Below are 16,443 nucleotides of genomic sequence, written 5' to 3' on the forward strand. Positions count from 1 at the left end.
TCAGCCCTCCCAGCCGTAGGTGCGGGCGACGGACTCGGCGAAGCCCTGCGCCTGGTCGAGGGCCTCGTCGACGCTCTTCTGCCCGGCGATCGCGGCGGAGAACTGCTGGCCGACGCGGGTGCCGAGGTCCTGGAACTCGGGGATCACGACGTTCTGCAGCCCGTCGTAGGGGACGTCCACGGTCATCGAGTTCTCCTGGGTCGAGTTCTCCATCGAGTCGAGGGTCGGCTCTGCGTAGGTCTTCGAGAGCTCCGCGTACTCGGGGATCTGGTAGGTGGACAGGCGCGATCCGGGCGGCAGCGCCTCCCAGCCGATCTCCTGGCCCACCAGCTGGAAGTAGTCGGGGTGGGTCATCCAGGCGATGAACTCCCAGGCCGCGTCCTTCTTGCGGCTGGTCTCGGGGATCGCGAGCGCCCAGGAGTAGAGCCAGCCGGCGTACTCGGTGTCCTTCGTCGGCCCGAGCGCGTAGCCGGTCTTCCCCACGACGGTCGAGGAGTCGGGGTTCTCGACGCCGGAGACCATGGAGGAGGCGTCGAACCACATGGCGGCGTTGCCCTGGCTGAACTGGGTCAGGCACTCGCCGAAGCCGGAGGTCGCGGCGCCGGGCTGGCCGTAGGAGCGCAGGGTGTCGACGTAGAGCGCGACGGCGTCGTGCACCTCGGGGGAGTCCAGGCGCGGCGCCCAGTCCATGTCGAACCAGCAGCCGCCGAAGGTGTTGATGACGGTGCTCATCGGGGCGAGGTTCTCGCCCCAGCCCGCGAGTCCGCGCAGCGCGATCCCGCTCATGCCCGCCTCGGGGTCGTGCAGGGTCTGGGCGAAGGAGCGGATGTCGTCCCAGCCGGGACGTTCGGGCATGGTCAGGCCCGCCTCGTCGAAGAGGTCCTGGCGGTAGACGAGGAAGGCGCTCTCGCCGTAGAAGGGGACGGAGTACATCGCGCCGTCGACGGTGAGGGCGTCCTTGATCGTGGGGACGAAGTCCTCCGGCGCGTAGCCCTCGGTGCGGGCGATGTACGGCTCGAGGTCGGTGAGCCAGCCGTTCGGGGCCCACAGCGGGGTCTCGTAGTTGGAGATCATCACGACGTCGAACTCGCCGCCGCCGGAGGCGACCGAGGCGGTGATCTTCGCGCGCGCCTCGTTCTCCGGCAGGGACACGAAGCGCACGTCGATGTCGGGATGCTGGGCGGTGAAGCGGTCGATGAGGCTGATCGCGTCCTGCATCTGCGGGTTCGAGACGATCGCGACGACGATCGACTCCTTCCCGCCGGCGGAGGCGCCGGCGCCGCATCCGGCGAGGCCGGCGGCGCCGAGGCCCGCGGCGAGCCCGGCGCCGAGGACCGTGCGCCGACGGGGACGGGAGGGCCGTGGCGGGGGTGAGGGGTGGGGACGGGGACCCATGCGCTGTTCTCCTGTGAACATCGCGGAGACGGGCCGCTCGGGCGCGTCGTCGCGGAGGGCGGGCACGGTCGGCGCCTCGGGGGCGTACCCGGGAGGGCACGGCCGACGGCACGACCGCTCGCTCAGATGAGCGGGGAGACTTCTCAACTGAGGGTGAGCGTAGTCATATACGCTCAGCCGAGCAACCACCTGCCCTCACCTGAGGGGTCGATGCAGGCTGCGGAGGGAGGACCGATGGGGAGCGAGCGGGCCGGAGTCGGGAGACAGGCCGGCGCCGGGGCGCAGGCCGGTGCCGGGGCGCAGGCGGGTGCCGGGATGCAAACCGGACCTGGGTCGGAGGCCGGTCCCGGGGCTGCGGACGCGATCGCGCTCAAGGTCGCCCTCGCGAGCGAGCACCACCTCGAGGGCGTGCCGAAGATCGAGCTCGCCCGGCGCCACGGACTCTCCCGCTTCCAGGTCGCGCGCCTGCTCGACGAGGCGCGCGCCGAGGGCATCGTCCGCATCGAGGTCGTCGACCCGACCGCCGCCGGCCGCGACCTCTCCCCGCTCGCCGAGCGCCTGGGCATCTCCTCGGTCACCGTCGCGGTCGCCCGCCCCGGCGAGGCGCCTCGCGCCGCGATCGCACGCCAGGTCGCGGGCCTGCTGCTTCGTCACCTGCGCGAGGGTGGACGGGTCGGCGTGGCCTGGTCGCGCACCCTCATGCACCTGCCCGCCGCGCTCGACGCGCTGCCCGTGGCCGACATCGTCCAGCTCGTCGGCCCCGTGAGCACCGCCGGGCACTCGACCGCGCAGTCCTCCGCGCTGGTCCACGAGCTCGGCGCCCGCTCCGGCGGGCAGGTCTGGGCCCTGCCCACCCCCCTCATCGTCGACTCCCCGCAGGTCGCGGCCTCGCTGCGCTCCATGGAGGAGGTGCGCACAGCGCTCGACGCGGCCGACGGGCTCGACGTGGCGACCGTGTCCGTCGGCGCCTGGGCCGACGGGGCCTCGACCCTCTGGAGCCGCCTGCGTCCCGCCGAGCAGCAGCGCGCCCTCGACGCCGGCGTCGTCGCCGAGATCTGCGGGATCCTGCTCGGCGAGAGCGGCGCCGTGTGGCACTCCGCCGTGGAGGATCGCGTGATCGGGGTGCGGCCCGACCAGCTCCGCCGCGCCCGCGTCATCGCCGCGATCCCCGCCGTCGGCCATCCCGAGGCGGTGCTCGCCGCGGCCCGCTCCGGCCTCGTCGACGACATCGTCCTCGCCCCCGAGCTCGCCGAGCAGGTCGAGGCGCTCCTGGGCTGAACGCGGCCCCTCCGTCCTCGGCCGGCCGCTCCGCCTCTGCCGTGCTGGCCGATCCGGTCGCGCGTTGCGCCGCCGTGCGGCCTCGGGTCGACCGCGCCGCAGCTCGGCCCCCTCGGGCCCGCGGCGAGCCCGGCGTCGAACAGGTGAGCGCCACCCTCTGCTCATCTGACGCCGAAGTGTGTATCGTCGGGCGCACCCCCGCTTCTCGTCGAAGGATGAGCCGATGACCGCTCCGACCGCCCTGACCTCCGCAGCCCTCTCCGAGATCGCCGCGCGCGGCGAGGTCGCCACCCCGCAGCAGCCCTTGGACGAGCGACGCGTCGGCATCGTCCACTTCGGCGTCGGCGGCTTCCACCGCGCCCACCAGGCGATGTACCTCGACCGCCTCATGAACGCCGGACGCGACCTCGACTGGGCGCTCTGCGGCGTCGGCCTCCTGCCGGGCGACGCCCGGATGCGCGACGCGCTCGACGCCCAGGACTCCCTGTACACCCTGGTCACGAAGGCGCCCGACGGGACGCGCGACCCCCGCGTGATCGGCTCGATCGCCCGCTACCTCTTCGCGCCCGACGACCCCGAGGCCGTGCTCGCCCAGATGACCGACCCGGCCGTGCGGATCGTCTCGCTCACCGTCACCGAGGGCGGCTACAACTACAACCCCTCCACCGGGGAGTTCCAGTACGAGACCGAGGCGGTCGCCGCGGACCTCGCCACGCGGTTCGATCCTGCCGACGCCCAGGCCGCGGGCCTCGCGGGCTCGGACGACGGCGGCGCGAACTCCGCGCAGCAGGTGGGTCGGCCCCGCACGATGTTCGGCTACGTCGTCGAGGCGCTGCGCCGCCGCCGCGAGGCCGGCACCGCCCCCTTCACGGTCATGTCCTGCGACAACGTGCGCGGCAACGGGGACCTCGCCAAGCGCATGATCCTCGCCTATGCGCAGCGCCGCGACGAGAACGGCCTGCACGGCGATGCCCCGATCGCGGACTGGATCGCCTCCGACGTCGCCTTCCCCAACTGCATGGTCGACCGCATCACCCCTGTCACCGCCGAGTCGGACATCGAGATGATCGCCGAGGACTACGGCATCGAGGACGCCTGGCCCGTGGTCAGCGAGGACTTCGTGCAGTGGGTGCTCGAGGACGAGTTCCCCGCGGGCCGCCCCGCCTGGGAGGAGGTCGGCGTGCAGATGGTCGAGGACGTCGAGCCGTACGAGCTGATGAAGCTGCGTCTGCTGAACTGTTCCCACCAGGCCATCGCCTACTTCGGCCTGCTGCTCGGGCAGACCTTCGCCGACGAGGCCGCCGTCGATCCGCACCTCGCCCCCTTCACCCGCACCCTGTACATGGACCGCGAGGGCACCCCGACCGTGCCCGAGGTGCCCGGCATGGACCTCGATGCCTACAAGGACGAGCTCATGGCGCGCTTCGCGAACACGAGCGTGAAGGACACCCTCGCCCGCCTCGCCGCCGAGTCCTCCGACCGCATCCCCACCTGGCTCGTGCCCGTGATCCGGGAGAACCTCGAGGCCGGCCGCGACGTCTCCGCCTCCGCCGCGATCGTCGCCTCCTGGGCCCGGTACGCCGAGGGCACCGGGGAGAACGGCGAGCAGTGGCCCGTCGTGGACCGCCTCCACGACCGCGTCATGGCCGCCGCCGCGAAGCACGACGAGGATCCGCTCGCCTTCCTCCGCGACGAGGAGCTGTTCGGCGACCTCGTCGAGTACGAGGCGTTCACGACGCCCTACCTCCGCGCCCTCGAGGTGCTCCGCACCGACGGTGCCCGCACCCTCCTGAAGGAGCTCACCGCCGCCCTCTGACGTCCGGCGGGGCTGGTCTCGCCGGCCTCGCTCGTCGCCGGCCGAACCGTCCCGGCCGCCCCCGTCGACACCCCCACCCCGCCCGTTCTCGTCATCGACTCGTAGGTTCGTGTCGGTTCAGGAGTGAATACGGGCATGAAGCTACGTCTCGATTGCAGGTCTCCCGGTGGGCGTCGCCTCCTCGGCAGGCCTGTGCCCTCCAGCCCCGGCCGTCCGATACGCGTCCCCTCGCCACGGGCTACCGCGCCTCATCCGGTCATGCCCTGCCGTCGCAGCTCGGCGCGCACCCGATCGACAGCCTGCGAGGCGTCGTGCGCCATGTCCTCCGCGGTGACGATGAGCTCGGTCCACTCGGCCAGGCGGCGTCGCTCCCCGCGGCGGACGTCCTTGGCCTGCTGTGCCTGGGTGCGGTGATGTCGGCCGTCGTACTCGACGCAGACCTTCCAGTCCCGCCATGCCATGTCCGGGTCCCCGAGCCACTGTCCGTCCTGGCGGATCGTGGCGTTCAGAAGGGGATCCGGCAACCCTGCCCGCTGCAGCGCGAGGCGGAGCGCGGTCTCGGGAGGGGAGTCCGCCCCGACGCGCACATCGGCCAGCGCCGCGCGCAGTCGGCGAGCACCTCGTCCGCTGAAGCTGCCGACGGCCTCCGTGAGCAGGGAGAGTTCGACGAACGGCCTCGAGCGTCCTTCCACGGACGGGCGAGGGAGGCGCACCAGATGATCGCCGATCACGACCAGGTCATCCTGTGCCAGGACGTCGGCGAGATCGAGGAACGTGCGGAGGCGCGAGGTGGCCCCGACGCCGCTCACGCGACTGACGTCCGCCGGGGCGAGGTCGAAGGACCTCCACGCTACGAGCCCCCGACTCAGCCGATGAATGCCGGGACGGCTCATCTCGACCTGCGCGACAGGAGCTCCCGCGTCCCACGAGGTAAGTCCCCTCGGCAACGGCAGCCTCCACAGTCGAGCCGCGCTGAGTCCGCACGCGACAGCGTCGGGATCGGCGCGCTGGAGCGCCCGGATCACGTCAGCCTCACGAACTGCGTGCACGCCGTCGTCCGACGGGTCAGCGGAACTCGGAGGTGGGCCCTCGCGGTCCGTGGTCGGGTCGTGCACGAGGTGGCCTGAGGTGTCTCGCCGGTCGTGGATGCCCGCCTGGCCGGGCGCCGACCCGGACTGGTCGACGGAGGCGTCGGTCGCGTCGGCCGGCATCTCGGATCGGGCATAGAGCCCGCGGCCGATCCGGATGACATCGCCCGCTTGGAGGCGACCGCCCGAGACCCCGGCCGCCCGAGCCTCTGCGGTCGTGAACACGTTCCATCGCAGCGAGTCGGGCAGCGGACGGAGGCGGCGTGGCATGACTGGAGACTGCCGCGACGAGGCGGTCGCTGCGTCCGCCCTCCACATCTCTCCGGTGGGCGGTGCGGGAGCCCTGGTCAGGAAGGTGGACCCTTCCTCCCCAGTCCCTCCCCGTCCGGCGTCCCCCATTCCTCCCCGTCGTCGGGCACTACGAGCGTCACTGTCGCCGCTGACCGGTCTCCCCGAGGCAGGGGCGCACGCCGTTGGTGCGCTTCCGTCGAGTCGAGTCGTAGATATCTGTCGGTACAGCGCCCGATATCGATGCCTTCCTACGTCTCGACGGGGTTCTGGGGCCGGAGCTCTCCGCCGCGCCCCGTGCGGGCCGGTCTCTCTCGGCCTGGCCGACGTCGCTCCGTGTCCTGCCCGCCGCCACCCGCCGCGCCCCGGCCCGCACGGCCCGCTGCCCCGCCGCGCCCGGGGCGGTGTTGCGCCGGTCACGTGCGCGAACCGTCCTGACCTGGCCCCTTGTCTCGAATGACGAGGTCACTGGGGCTTCGGGGAGCCGTCTTCGTAGACTGGCCTGCGTGTCGCGACGGCGTCACCGGATCGTCCGGGACGAGCGGTGTCCGGCGGGAGGCGTGCGTCTGCGCCGCTCCCGCGAGGCCGGCTCGGACCGCACGGCACGGGGCGTCCGATCGGCTCGAGCGGACCCGCGACGGCGGAAGTCCGCGCACCCACGCACGATCCGCACCGCCCTCGACAGTCAAAGGAACCCGCTCATGAGCCTGGTCGTCCAGAAATTCGGAGGATCCTCCGTCGCTGACGCCGACTCGATCAAGCGCGTCGCGCGCCGCATCTCCCTGTACGCCCAGGCCGGCCACAAGGTGGTCGTGGTGGTCTCCGCGATGGGCGACACCACCGACGACCTGATCGACCTCGCCGAGCAGGTGAGCCCGAACCCGCCGCCGCGAGAGATGGACATGCTGGTCACGGCCGGCGAGCGGATCTCGATGGCGGTGCTGTCGATGGCGCTGAACGACACCGGCGTCCAGGCCCGCGCCTACACCGGCTCGCAGGCCGGCCTGATCACCGACGAGGTGCACGGCAAGGCTCACATCCTGCGCGTCACCCCGGGCCGGATCGAGGAGGCGCTGGAGGAGGGCGCGGTCGCGATCGTCGCCGGATTCCAGGGCGTCTCGCAGACCACGAAGGACATCACCACCCTCGGCCGCGGCGGCTCGGACACGACCGCCGTCGCGCTCGCCGCGGCGCTCGAGGCGGACGTGTGCGAGATCTACTCCGACGTCGACGGCGTCTTCACCGCCGATCCCCGCATCGCGCCGGCCGCGCGCCGCGTCCCCGTCATCTCCAGCGAGGAGATGCTGGAGATGGCCGCGAACGGCTCGAAGATCCTCATGGCGCGCAGCGTCGAGTACGCGCGCCGCTACGGGGTGCCGCTGCACGTGCGCTCCTCGTACTCGGGCCGGCTCGGCACGATCGTCACCGACGAGCCCGAGCGCGAGATCCCGATCGACCCCGACGTCACCCTCCGCCCCGCGGACGCCGCCCGTCGCGACGCCGCCGACCCGACCAAGGAGCTCCCCATGGACGACATCGCAGCACCGGGCCTCGAGGCGCCGATCATCTCGGGCGTCGCCCACGACCGCAGCGAAGGCAAGATCACCGTCGTCGAGGTCCCGGACGCGCCGGGCAAGGCGGCGCTGCTGTTCGACGTGGTCGCCGGGACCGGCGCGAACATCGACATGATCGTGCAGAACTCCTCGACGGTCGACGACACCGTCGCGATCTCCCTGACCCTCCCGGAGTCCGACGCCCCCGCCGCCCTCGAGGCGATCGAGCAGGCGCGCGAGGCGATCGGCTTCACCGAGGTCCGCTACGACGACCAGATCGGGAAGGTCTCCATCGTCGGCGCCGGGATGCGCGCGCACCCGGGCGTCTCGGCGACCCTGTTCCGCTCGCTCGGCGAGGCGGGCATCAACATCGACATGATCTCCACCTCGGAGATCCGCATCTCCGTCGTCACCGAGCAGTCGCGGCTCGACGACGCGGTGCGCGTGATCCACACGGCGTTCGGCCTCGACGCCGAGCAGACCGAGGCCGTGGTCTACGGAGGGACCGGACGATGAACACCACCAGCACCCCCAGCTCCACCACCGCGCCCGACTTCTCGGGCACCCCCGGCTACGCGGCCGACGGGCCCGTCCTCGGCGTCGTCGGCGCCACCGGCCAGGTCGGGCGTGTGATGCTCGCCCTGCTCGCCGACCGCTCGGTCGCACACTCCGCGATCCGCGTGTTCGCCTCCGCCCGCAGCGCCGGCAGCACCGTCTCCTATGCGGGTCTCGACCTCGTGGTCGAGGACGCGGAGACCGCCGACATCACCTCCGAGGGGCAGCGGCTGGACGTCGCGATCTTCTCCGCCGGCGGCTCGACCTCGAAGGCGCTCGCGCCCCGCTTCGCCGAGGCGGGCGCCGTGGTCGTCGACAACTCCTCGGCCTGGCGCCGTGACGAGGAGGTGCCGCTGGTGGTCTCCGAGGTGAACCCGGAGCAGATCACCGCCCCGAAGCGCGGCATCATCGCGAATCCCAACTGCACCACCATGGCCGCGATGCCGACCCTGAAGGCCCTCCACGACGAGGCGGGCCTGGCCCGGCTGAAGGTCGCCACCTACCAGGCGGTCTCCGGCTCCGGCGTGGCCGGTGTCGCGGAGCTCGCCGCGCAGGTCAGGAAGGGGGTCGACCACGTCGAGGAGCTCGCGCTGGACGGCTCCGCGGTGGATCTGGGCGAGCCCGAGGTGTACCAGGCGCCGATCGCGTACAACGTGGTCGCACTCGCCGGGAACCTGATGGACGACGGCACCGGCGAGACCGACGAGGAGCAGAAGCTCCGCAACGAGTCCCGCCGCATCCTGGGCCTGCCGGACCTGCCCGTGGCCGGCACCTGCGTGCGCGTGCCGGTGATGAGCGGCCACGCCCTCGCGATCCATGCCGAGTTCGATCAGCCGATCACCCCGGAGCGGGCGCGCGAGCTGCTCGAGGCGGCGCCGGGCGTGACCGTCGTGGACCTGCCCACCCCGCTGATGGCGGCCGGCAAGGATGGCACATTCGTCGGCCGCATCCGACAGGACGCCTCGGTGCCGGGCGGCAAGGGGCTGATCCTCTTCGCGGTGGCCGATAATCTTCGCAAGGGGGCGGCGCTGAACGCGATCGAGATCGCGGAGCTGATCGTCTCCCGCTGATGACGAAGGAGGAACGCCGATGACGAGTGTCGTGACCAACGGGTCCCTGGGGGCCGGGACGGGACCGGTGCCGCCGTCGGCGGTCTTCTCCGATCGGGCCGGCGAGGAGTCGCCGTGCCGCGCGGGCGGCGGGGCGCTCGAGGAGCCGCTGGGCCGGGTCCTGCGCAACCTCGACACCCTCACCGAGTCCCAGGACGGGCTCGGCGCGGGCCTCGAGGGCGCGCCCGGCGCCTCGGCCGACGGGGCCGCACGGGTGACCGTCGGGGCCGGCACGACCATCGGCTCCGGCACGGCCGACGGGGCCGTCGCAGCCGAGGGCGCGACCGCCGCCGAGCCCTCGCGGCGGGAGATGATCCTCGACGCCGCCTCGGCCCTGTTCGCCGAGCGCGGCTACGACGGCGCGAGCCTGCGCGACATCTCGCGCCGCGTCGGGATCTCACATCCCGGCATGCTGCACCACTTCTCCTCGAAGGACGTGCTGCTCGGCGCGGTGATCGACCGGATGGAGGCGCATGCGCAGGGGATGCTGGACTCGGCCGACTCGATCGCCTCGTCGCCGGAGACGCTGATCGCGGCGCTGGGCGGTCCGTGGGATCCGCGCAAGCACGCGATGGCGCTGCTGGCGACGCTGTCGGCGGAGATCGTGGACCCCGGGCATCCCGGCCGCTTCCGCATCGCCCGGCTCCGACTGGTCCACGAGCACGTGCTGGAGCGCGTGTTCGGCGGCCTCGGCGAGCAGGGGCGTCTGGTCGCCGGGGCCTCGCCGAAGTTCCTCGCCCGCTCGCTGTTCTCCCTGCTGCTGAGCCTGACGGTGCGCGAGCACACGGTCCGCGAGCTGCAGAAGACCTCCGACGCGGACCCGATCGAGGACGTGCAGGAGTTCGTGCGGCTCTGCTGCGTGACCGACCGAGCGCCGGAGCCCCGTCGGTAGACTCACTGGGCGTGACCCCCTGCGAGGAGACCCGATGAGCGCCGAGCGCACCCCGGAGGATCGCACCTCCGGCCTCACCGGCGGGCCGGAGCCCGAGGACGCGCGGGACCAGCCCCTCGTCCACCACCGGGCGCCGGGCCTCCAGGCGCTCGCCGGGCTCACCGTGCGCGGCAGCGACGACCGGGTCGTCGGCCGGGTGCGCGACGTCTACCAGCACGATGCGAGCGGCGAGCTCGCCGCGCTCACCGTGATGCCCCGCCAGCTGAGCTCGCGCACCGTGATGATCCCGGCCGCGGCGATCGGGGGGCTGACCCCGCCGGGGGCGAGCCCCGCCCCGGACAAGGACGCGGTGGTGCGCCTGCGCGTGGACGCGGCGACGGCACGGGCCGGGAGGCGTCCGCCCGCGACCGCGCACGTCGGCCCCGAGGAGCTGCGTGAGGCCGCCGAGGCGCTCGGGCTGGTGGCCGAGGTCGCCGCCGGCCCGGACGACGGCGGGGCCCCGGACCGCGGGCACCACGTCGAGAGCTCCGCCCCCGAGGACGAGCCCCGCTAGAGCACCGTCTCGGCGCCCATCACCACGGTGCGCGACGGCGGCAGATGCAGCACCTGGGTGCGGTTCGCGGAGCCCTTCTCGAGAAGGCGCACGAGCCGCTTCTGCCAGCGCGGCATGACTGGCTCCTGTCCGGCCTCGATGCGGAACACCGACAGCACGTACATCGCCTCGTCCGCGTCGACCGCGAGCGCGGGCAGATGCCGCCGGCAGTCGTCGGGGCAGTCCGCCTCGTGCGGGTGCCCGAGCAGCGCGACGGCGGTGCGCAGCGCGGAGGGGACGTCCTGCGAGTCGTGGAAGCCGACCAGGTAGGTCACCTGCACGATCCCCGGCCCGATCTCGCGGGCATGGACCCGGTCGTCGCGGTGCGCATGGGGCACCCCGATGTGCTTCATCGTCACGATGACGACGTGCTCGTGGAGCACCCGGTTCATCTCCACCCCGGTGCGCAGCGCGAGCGGCACGGTGGCCGGATCGCCGTGCGGGTAGACGACCAGGCCCGGCACCCGTCGCACCGCGCACTCGGGACCGGCGACGAACTGCTCGAGCGGCCCCTCGAGCTCCCGCCGGCGGCCGAAGAGGATCCGAGCCCCGCGATGCCACACCAGCATGATCGTGGTGAGCGCGGCGGCGATGACCAGCGAGATCCAGCCTCCGGCGGGGATCTTGACGATGTTCGCGGCGAGCAGCAGCAGCTCGAGCCCGCCCACGATTGCCGCGAGCGCCACCACCTGCCACAGCGGCCGGTGCAGGATCCGTCGCGCGTACAGCAGGTACAGCGCGAGCACCAGCAGGATCGTCGCGGTGACGGCCAGGCCGTAGGCCGCAGCGAGCGCCTCGGAGCGGCGGAAGACGAGCACCAGGGTGACCACCCCGGCGAAGAGCAGCAGGTTGATGGCGGGGAGGTAGACCTGGCCGCCGTGCTCGAGGGAGGTCTGGGTGACCTTGAGCCGCGGCAGCAGCGACAGCCGCGTCGCCTGCCGCGCCACCGAGAACGCCCCGGAGATCACGGCCTGGGAGGCGATCACCGTCGCGACGGCCGAGAGCGCCACCAGCGGGATCCGAAGGGCCTCGGGCACGAGGGTGAAGAAGGGGTTCGCGATCGCGGCGGGGTCGGCGAGGATCAGCGCGCCCTGGCCCAGGTAGTTGATCACCAGCGCCGGGAGCACCAGCGCGAGCCAGGCGACCGCGATCGGGCGGCGCCCGAAGTGGCCCATGTCGGCGTACAGCGCCTCCGCGCCGGTGATCGCGAGGACCACCGCGCCGAGTGCGATGAACGCGACGAAGGGCCGCTCCGCCATGAACGCGAGCGCGTGGTGCGGGGACAGCGCGCGCAGGATCGAGGGGCCGGCCAGCAGGTGCGGCAGCCCGATCGCGGCGAGGGTCAGGAACCACAGCGCCATCACCGGGCCGAAGAACCGCCCGATGCCGCCGGTGCCGCGGTGCTGCACGGCGAACAGCGCGGTGAGCACGATCAGCGCGCCGGGCACGATCACGGCGTTGGGCACCGCGGCGGCCACCTCGATGCCCTCGAAGGCGGAGAGCACGGAGATCGCCGGGGTGATCACCGAGTCGCCGAAGAACAGCGCCGCGCCGACCACGCCGAGCACCAGCGCGACGGACGCCTCGCGCGGACCGACCCCGCCGGGCCCGTGCAGCTTGCGCAGCACCAGCGCGGTGAGGGCGAGGATGCCGCCCTCGCCCTGGTTGTCGGCCCGCATGATCAGGCCGATGTAGGCGAAGGTCACGATGATCAGCAGGCACCACACGACCATCGAGATCACCCCGAGCACGTCGGCCTCGGAGGGGCCGACGGCGTGGTGGTGGAGGCTGAACACGGTCTGCAGCGCGTACAGCGGGCTCGTGCCGATGTCGCCGAAGACCACGCCGAGCGCGCCGAGCGAGGCCGCGGCGAGCGGGGTCCTGGAGCGGGGCATGCCGCGGTGGTCGAGATGGTGATGGCTGTGCGGGTGGTCGTGGGGCGCGGCGGGGGAGCGCGTCGCGGCGCCGGTCGGCGGGATCGCGATCGACGGGGAGATCGGGTCGGTCGACGGGGAGATGGGGCCGGCCGGCGGGGAGTCCAGGCCGGCCGACTGGAAGGGCGGCGCGGCCGGTGGGGGAGGGGCCTGCGAGGCGGGCTCGTCGGCCGGAGGGGTTCGCTCGGGATCTGGGGTGAGGGGCTCGTCGGAGCGGGGCGAGCTCGAGGTGTCCTCGTGCACGGAGCGACATCCTGCCACCGCCGCGCCCCGATGCACCCTCCGGGAGCGTGCGGGTTCTGCTCCGTGCGTCACATCCCGCGCCAGATGACTCACACGAACCGAACGGCTCTGGCAGCGAACCGAGCGGTTCGTTAATCTCGAGGGCATGACGACCTCCCGGACCTCCGCCGTCCCCTCGCCACCGACCGCGCCCCTGGCCGGGCACCGCGAGTGGGCGGCGCTCATCGTGCTCGTGCTCGCGGTGACGCTGCTCGCCGTCGACGGCACCGTGCTCTTCCTCGCGATCCCCTCGCTGACTGCGGACCTCGCCCCCACGGCCACGCAGATCCTGTGGATCGGGGACATCTACTCCTTCGTCCTGGCCGGACTGCTGATCACCATGGGCAACCTCGCCGACCGCATCGGCCGCAAGCGCCTGCTCCTGATCGGCGCCGTCGCCTTCGGCGCCGCGTCGCTGCTGGCGGCCTTCGCCCCGAGCGCAGGGATGCTGATCGCCGCCCGTGCGCTGCTCGGTCTCGCGGGCGCCACGATCATGCCCTCGACCCTGTCGATCATCCGCAACCTGTTCCACGATCCGGCCCAGCGCACCCGCGCGATCGCGCTGTGGTCCGCGGGCGCCATGGCAGGCGGTGCCGTCGGGCCTCTGGTCGGCGGGGCGCTGCTCGAGATGTTCTGGTGGGGCTCGGTGTTCCTCATCAACGTCCCGGTGATCGTGGCGGTCGTCGGGCTCGGCGCCTGGCTGCTGCCCGAGTCGCGCAGCCCTGTCGCGGGGCGGATCGACCTGCTCTCCGCGCTGCTGTCGGTGCTGGCCGTGGTGCCCGTCGTCTTCGCGATCAAGCAGGTGCTCGGCGGCGGCACCGGAGCGCCCGCCCTGCTCGCCGCCCTGGTCGGCGTCGTCGCGGCCGTCGTCTTCGTGCGCCGCCAGCGGCGCCTGGCCACCCCGCTGATCGACGTCGAGCTCTTCCGCATCCCCGCCTTCAGCGGTGCGATCGCCGCGAACGGCCTGTCGATCTTCGCCTTCCTCGGGATGCTCTACTTCTTCTCCCAGTACCTCCAGCTGGTCCGCGGCTTCTCGCCCTTCGTGGCCGGGCTCGCGGAGATGCCCGCGACGCTGGCCTCCCTCGTCGTGGTGGTCGTCGTCGGCGTGGCGCTCGCCCGGCTCGGACGGGGCCGCGCGATCGCGCTCGGGCTCGCCGTCGGGGCGCTGGGCCTGGCCGGCCTCGGCGTCGCCGAGGGGTTGCCGGGCTATCTCGGGATCGGGATCGCGCTCGCGGTGATCGGGCTCGGCGCGGGCCTGTCGATGACGCTGTCCACCGACGCCGTGGTCTCCGCGGTGCCGCCCGAGCGCGCCGGTGCCGCCTCCTCGATCTCGGAGACCGCCTACGAGCTGGGCGTCGCGCTCGGCATCGGGGTGCTCGGCTCGCTGCACACCGCGATCTACCGCGCGGACCTCACGATCCCCTCCGGGACCCCCGCGGTGCAGGCCGAGGCGATGGAGGACTCCCTCGCCCACACATCGAGCATCATGGAGGAGGGGGCGCCCCTGCTCGACCTCGCGCAGGACGCCTTCACGCACGCCACCCAGGCCACCGCCTATGTCGCCGCCGGGCTGCTGGCCCTCGCGGCCTTCCTCGCCTGGCGCCTCATCCCTTCCGAGACGACCCCCAGGAGCTGATCGTGGAGAACGACGATCCCGGCACCGCCGACGATCCCGGCACCGCCGACGAGCCCGCCGCGCAGCCCGCGCCCCAGCGCGACAAGGAGCGCACCCGCGCCGCGATCCTCGACGCCGCCGCGAGCATGATCGTGGAGCACGGCAGCGGGGTGAGCCTCGCGGACATCGCTCGGCGGGCCGGGGTGTCCAAGGGGGCGCTGACCCATCACTTCCCGCACCGCCTCGAGCTCGAGAAGGCCCTCGTCCGCCGCTCCAACGAGCAGTTCTGGGCCGATGTGCACGCCCTCGTCGACCTCTCCGAGAACCGTCCCGGCAAGCTGCTGCGCGCCTACGTGCGCGCCCTGACCGCACCGGACTCGCGGGCGGCCGAGATCTTCTCCCCGTCCTCCCTGCTGACCGTCCTCGGCGACCGCCCGGGCATGGAGGAGCTGGTCGACGACGACGCGGCGCGCTGGCGCGAGGCGCTCTCGGCCGACGGCTTCGACCCGGCCCAGGCCCTCGTGGTGCGCCTGGCCAGCGAGGGGCTCGCGATGAACATGGGCACGCCCTACGCGACCGAGCAGGAGCGCGAGCTCGCCCACGCCCGCCTGCTCGAGCTGGCCGAGCCGCGCTGATCGCGCTGGCCGGCCCGACTACGATGGCCGCCATGACGTCACCGAGCCGACCCGTGCGCGGGGCGGCGGACGGGACGCCCGGCCCCGCCGCCTCGACCGGTCGCGCCGCCCCGGTGGGACACGCCGCGATGCGCTCGGCCAACCTGAGCCTGCTGCTGCGCCACCTCCACTCCCGCGGCGGCCGCTCCCGTGCCACCCTCGCTCAGGAGACCGGGCTCTCCAAGGCCTCGGTGACCTCGCTGATCGGCGACCTCGCCGAGCGCGGGCTGGTCCAGGAGGGGCGGGTCGAACGGCGCGGCACCGTGGGCCGTCCCGGCACCGAGGTGCGCATCGACCCCGGTCACGTCGCCGGCATCGGCCTCGAGCTCAACGTCGACCATCTCGCGGTGACCCTGCAGGACCTCGGCGGCCAGGTGCGCTTCCGCTCCTCCGTCCCGACGCCCGTGGTGGACGGCCAGGACGGCCGCTCGCACCCGGTCGCCCCCGTCCTGGACCTCGTCGCGCAGCAGCTGCGCGAGACGCTCGAGGCCGCCGCAGCGCAGGGCCTCTGGGTCGCCGGGGCCACCATCTCCCCGCCCGGCCCCGTGGACTACGCCGGCGCGGGCGTCCGCTTCGCCTCGAACCTCGGCTGGTCCGGCGTCCCACTCGGCGAGGAGCTCGCGAGGCGCCTCGGTCCGGACATGCCGCCGCTCTCGATCGAGAACGACGCCAAGCTCTCCGCGCTCGCCGAGGCGCCGCGCCTGGCCCGGCAGGGGATCACCGACCTCGTCTATCTCACCGGCGAGATCGGCGTGGGCGCCGGCATCATCGCCGACGGACGGCTGATCCGCGGCTGGTCCGGGTTCTCCGGCGAGGTGGGACACATCGGCCTGGACCCCGCCGGGGCGGCATGCCGCTGCGGGCGGCGCGGCTGCTGGGAGACCCTCGTCGGCTTCGACACCGTGCTGGCCGTGCTGGACCCCGACGATCCCGCGCGGTCTGGCCACCTGCCCCTGCAGGAGCGGCTCCGCCGGCTCCGGGGCCTGCTCGACGCCGGGGACGAGCGCCTCGTGCGGCGCTTCCGGACCCTGCCGGGCGATCTCGCGCGGGGGGCCGGGGTGCTCGTGGACGTGCTGAACCCGCAGGCCATCGTGCTGGGCGGCTTCTTCGGCGCTTTCGCCGACGTGCTCGTGCAGCCGGTGCAGGAGGCGCTGGACGCGCGGCTGCTCACCCCGGACGGACGGGTGGAGGTGAGCGCCTCCGCGCTCGGCCTCGACGCGGCGGCGATCGGCGGCGCCGACATGGCCCTCGAGCGCGTGCTCGCGGACCCGCTCCTCGCCCCGGTCCTCCCCGCCGGCGCCTCCCGCTGATCACCCGTCGCGCGGGGTCCGGCAGCAGGTTCTGCTGCCCTGGCGACTCATCCGGGCTCCCA

12 protein-coding genes are annotated in these 16,443 nt (G+C 73.3%); 9 read left to right on the forward strand and 3 right to left on the reverse strand.

Translation table 11 applies throughout. The features are described 5' to 3' along the window. Positions 1 to 1,395 carry a sugar ABC transporter substrate-binding protein gene (locus DEU31_RS02260; protein WP_133676283.1) on the reverse strand — a complete coding sequence of 465 codons (1,395 nt, stop codon included), beginning with the start codon at positions 1,393 to 1,395 and terminating at the stop codon, positions 1 to 3. Positions 1,396 to 1,710: 315 nt separating this feature from the next. Between DEU31_RS02260 and DEU31_RS02265 the strand changes: the two genes are divergently transcribed. Both DEU31_RS02265 and DEU31_RS02270 read left to right on the forward strand, forming a co-directional pair. Further along, a complete protein-coding gene (locus tag DEU31_RS02265) occupies positions 1,711 to 2,673 on the forward strand; it encodes a sugar-binding domain-containing protein (protein ID WP_243733675.1) in 963 nt (320 codons plus the stop codon). Positions 2,674 to 2,896: 223 nt separating this feature from the next. Then, on the forward strand, positions 2,897 to 4,489 hold the full coding sequence (locus DEU31_RS02270) for a mannitol dehydrogenase family protein (protein ID WP_133675494.1): 1,593 nt from the start codon (positions 2,897 to 2,899) through the stop codon (positions 4,487 to 4,489). Positions 4,490 to 4,737: 248 nt separating this feature from the next. Here the strand turns inward: DEU31_RS02270 and DEU31_RS02275 are convergent, their stop codons facing one another. Next, on the reverse strand, positions 4,738 to 5,298 hold the full coding sequence (locus tag DEU31_RS02275) for a hypothetical protein (RefSeq protein WP_133675496.1): 561 nt from the start codon (positions 5,296 to 5,298) through the stop codon (positions 4,738 to 4,740). Between the two features lie 1,268 nt (positions 5,299 to 6,566). Here DEU31_RS02275 and DEU31_RS02280 point away from each other — a divergent pair. Genes DEU31_RS02280 through DEU31_RS02295 form a run of 4 tightly spaced genes read left to right on the forward strand, consistent with a single transcriptional unit; the run spans position 6,567 to position 10,527 of the window. After that, complete coding sequence (locus DEU31_RS02280) at positions 6,567 to 7,934, forward strand: aspartate kinase (RefSeq protein ID WP_010549360.1); 1,368 nt, start codon at positions 6,567 to 6,569, stop codon at positions 7,932 to 7,934. Next, a complete protein-coding gene (locus tag DEU31_RS02285; protein ID WP_010549361.1) occupies positions 7,931 to 9,043 on the forward strand; it encodes an aspartate-semialdehyde dehydrogenase in 1,113 nt (370 codons plus the stop codon). Before DEU31_RS02280 ends, DEU31_RS02285 begins: the two co-directional genes overlap by 4 nt. Positions 9,044 to 9,062: 19 nt before the next feature. After that, entirely contained in the window at positions 9,063 to 9,974 is a 912-nt protein-coding gene (locus DEU31_RS02290; RefSeq protein WP_010549362.1) for a TetR/AcrR family transcriptional regulator, read from the forward strand. Positions 9,975 to 10,008: 34 nt separating this feature from the next. After that, positions 10,009 to 10,527 (forward strand): PRC-barrel domain-containing protein, encoded by a 519-nt coding sequence (locus DEU31_RS02295; RefSeq protein ID WP_010549363.1) that lies wholly within the window; start codon positions 10,009 to 10,011, stop codon positions 10,525 to 10,527. Here the strand turns inward: DEU31_RS02295 and DEU31_RS02300 are convergent. Continuing rightward, a complete protein-coding gene (locus DEU31_RS02300; RefSeq protein ID WP_133675498.1) occupies positions 10,524 to 12,743 on the reverse strand; it encodes a KUP/HAK/KT family potassium transporter in 2,220 nt (739 codons plus the stop codon). The genes DEU31_RS02295 and DEU31_RS02300 overlap by 4 nt on opposite strands. Before the next feature lie 145 nt (positions 12,744 to 12,888). Between DEU31_RS02300 and DEU31_RS02305 the strand changes: the two genes are divergently transcribed. From DEU31_RS02305 to DEU31_RS02315, 3 genes are read left to right on the forward strand one after another with little or no spacing between them, the layout of a single operon-like run. Then, the gene (locus tag DEU31_RS02305) at positions 12,889 to 14,418 is read left to right on the forward strand and encodes an MFS transporter (RefSeq protein ID WP_133675500.1); all 1,530 of its coding nucleotides are present in this window, start codon (positions 12,889 to 12,891) and stop codon (positions 14,416 to 14,418) included. 2 nt (positions 14,419 to 14,420) lie between these two features. Further along, positions 14,421 to 15,032 carry a TetR/AcrR family transcriptional regulator gene (locus tag DEU31_RS02310; RefSeq protein WP_133675502.1) on the forward strand — a complete coding sequence of 204 codons (612 nt, stop codon included), beginning with the start codon at positions 14,421 to 14,423 and terminating at the stop codon, positions 15,030 to 15,032. Positions 15,033 to 15,064: 32 nt separating this feature from the next. Continuing rightward, on the forward strand, positions 15,065 to 16,381 hold the full coding sequence (locus tag DEU31_RS02315; protein ID WP_243733677.1) for an ROK family protein: 1,317 nt from the start codon (positions 15,065 to 15,067) through the stop codon (positions 16,379 to 16,381). The last annotated feature ends 62 nt before the right edge of the window (positions 16,382 to 16,443 follow it).

Source organism: Brachybacterium sp. AG952 (genome assembly GCF_004362645.1).
Taxonomy (GTDB): Bacteria; Actinomycetota; Actinomycetes; order Actinomycetales; family Dermabacteraceae; genus Brachybacterium; species Brachybacterium conglomeratum.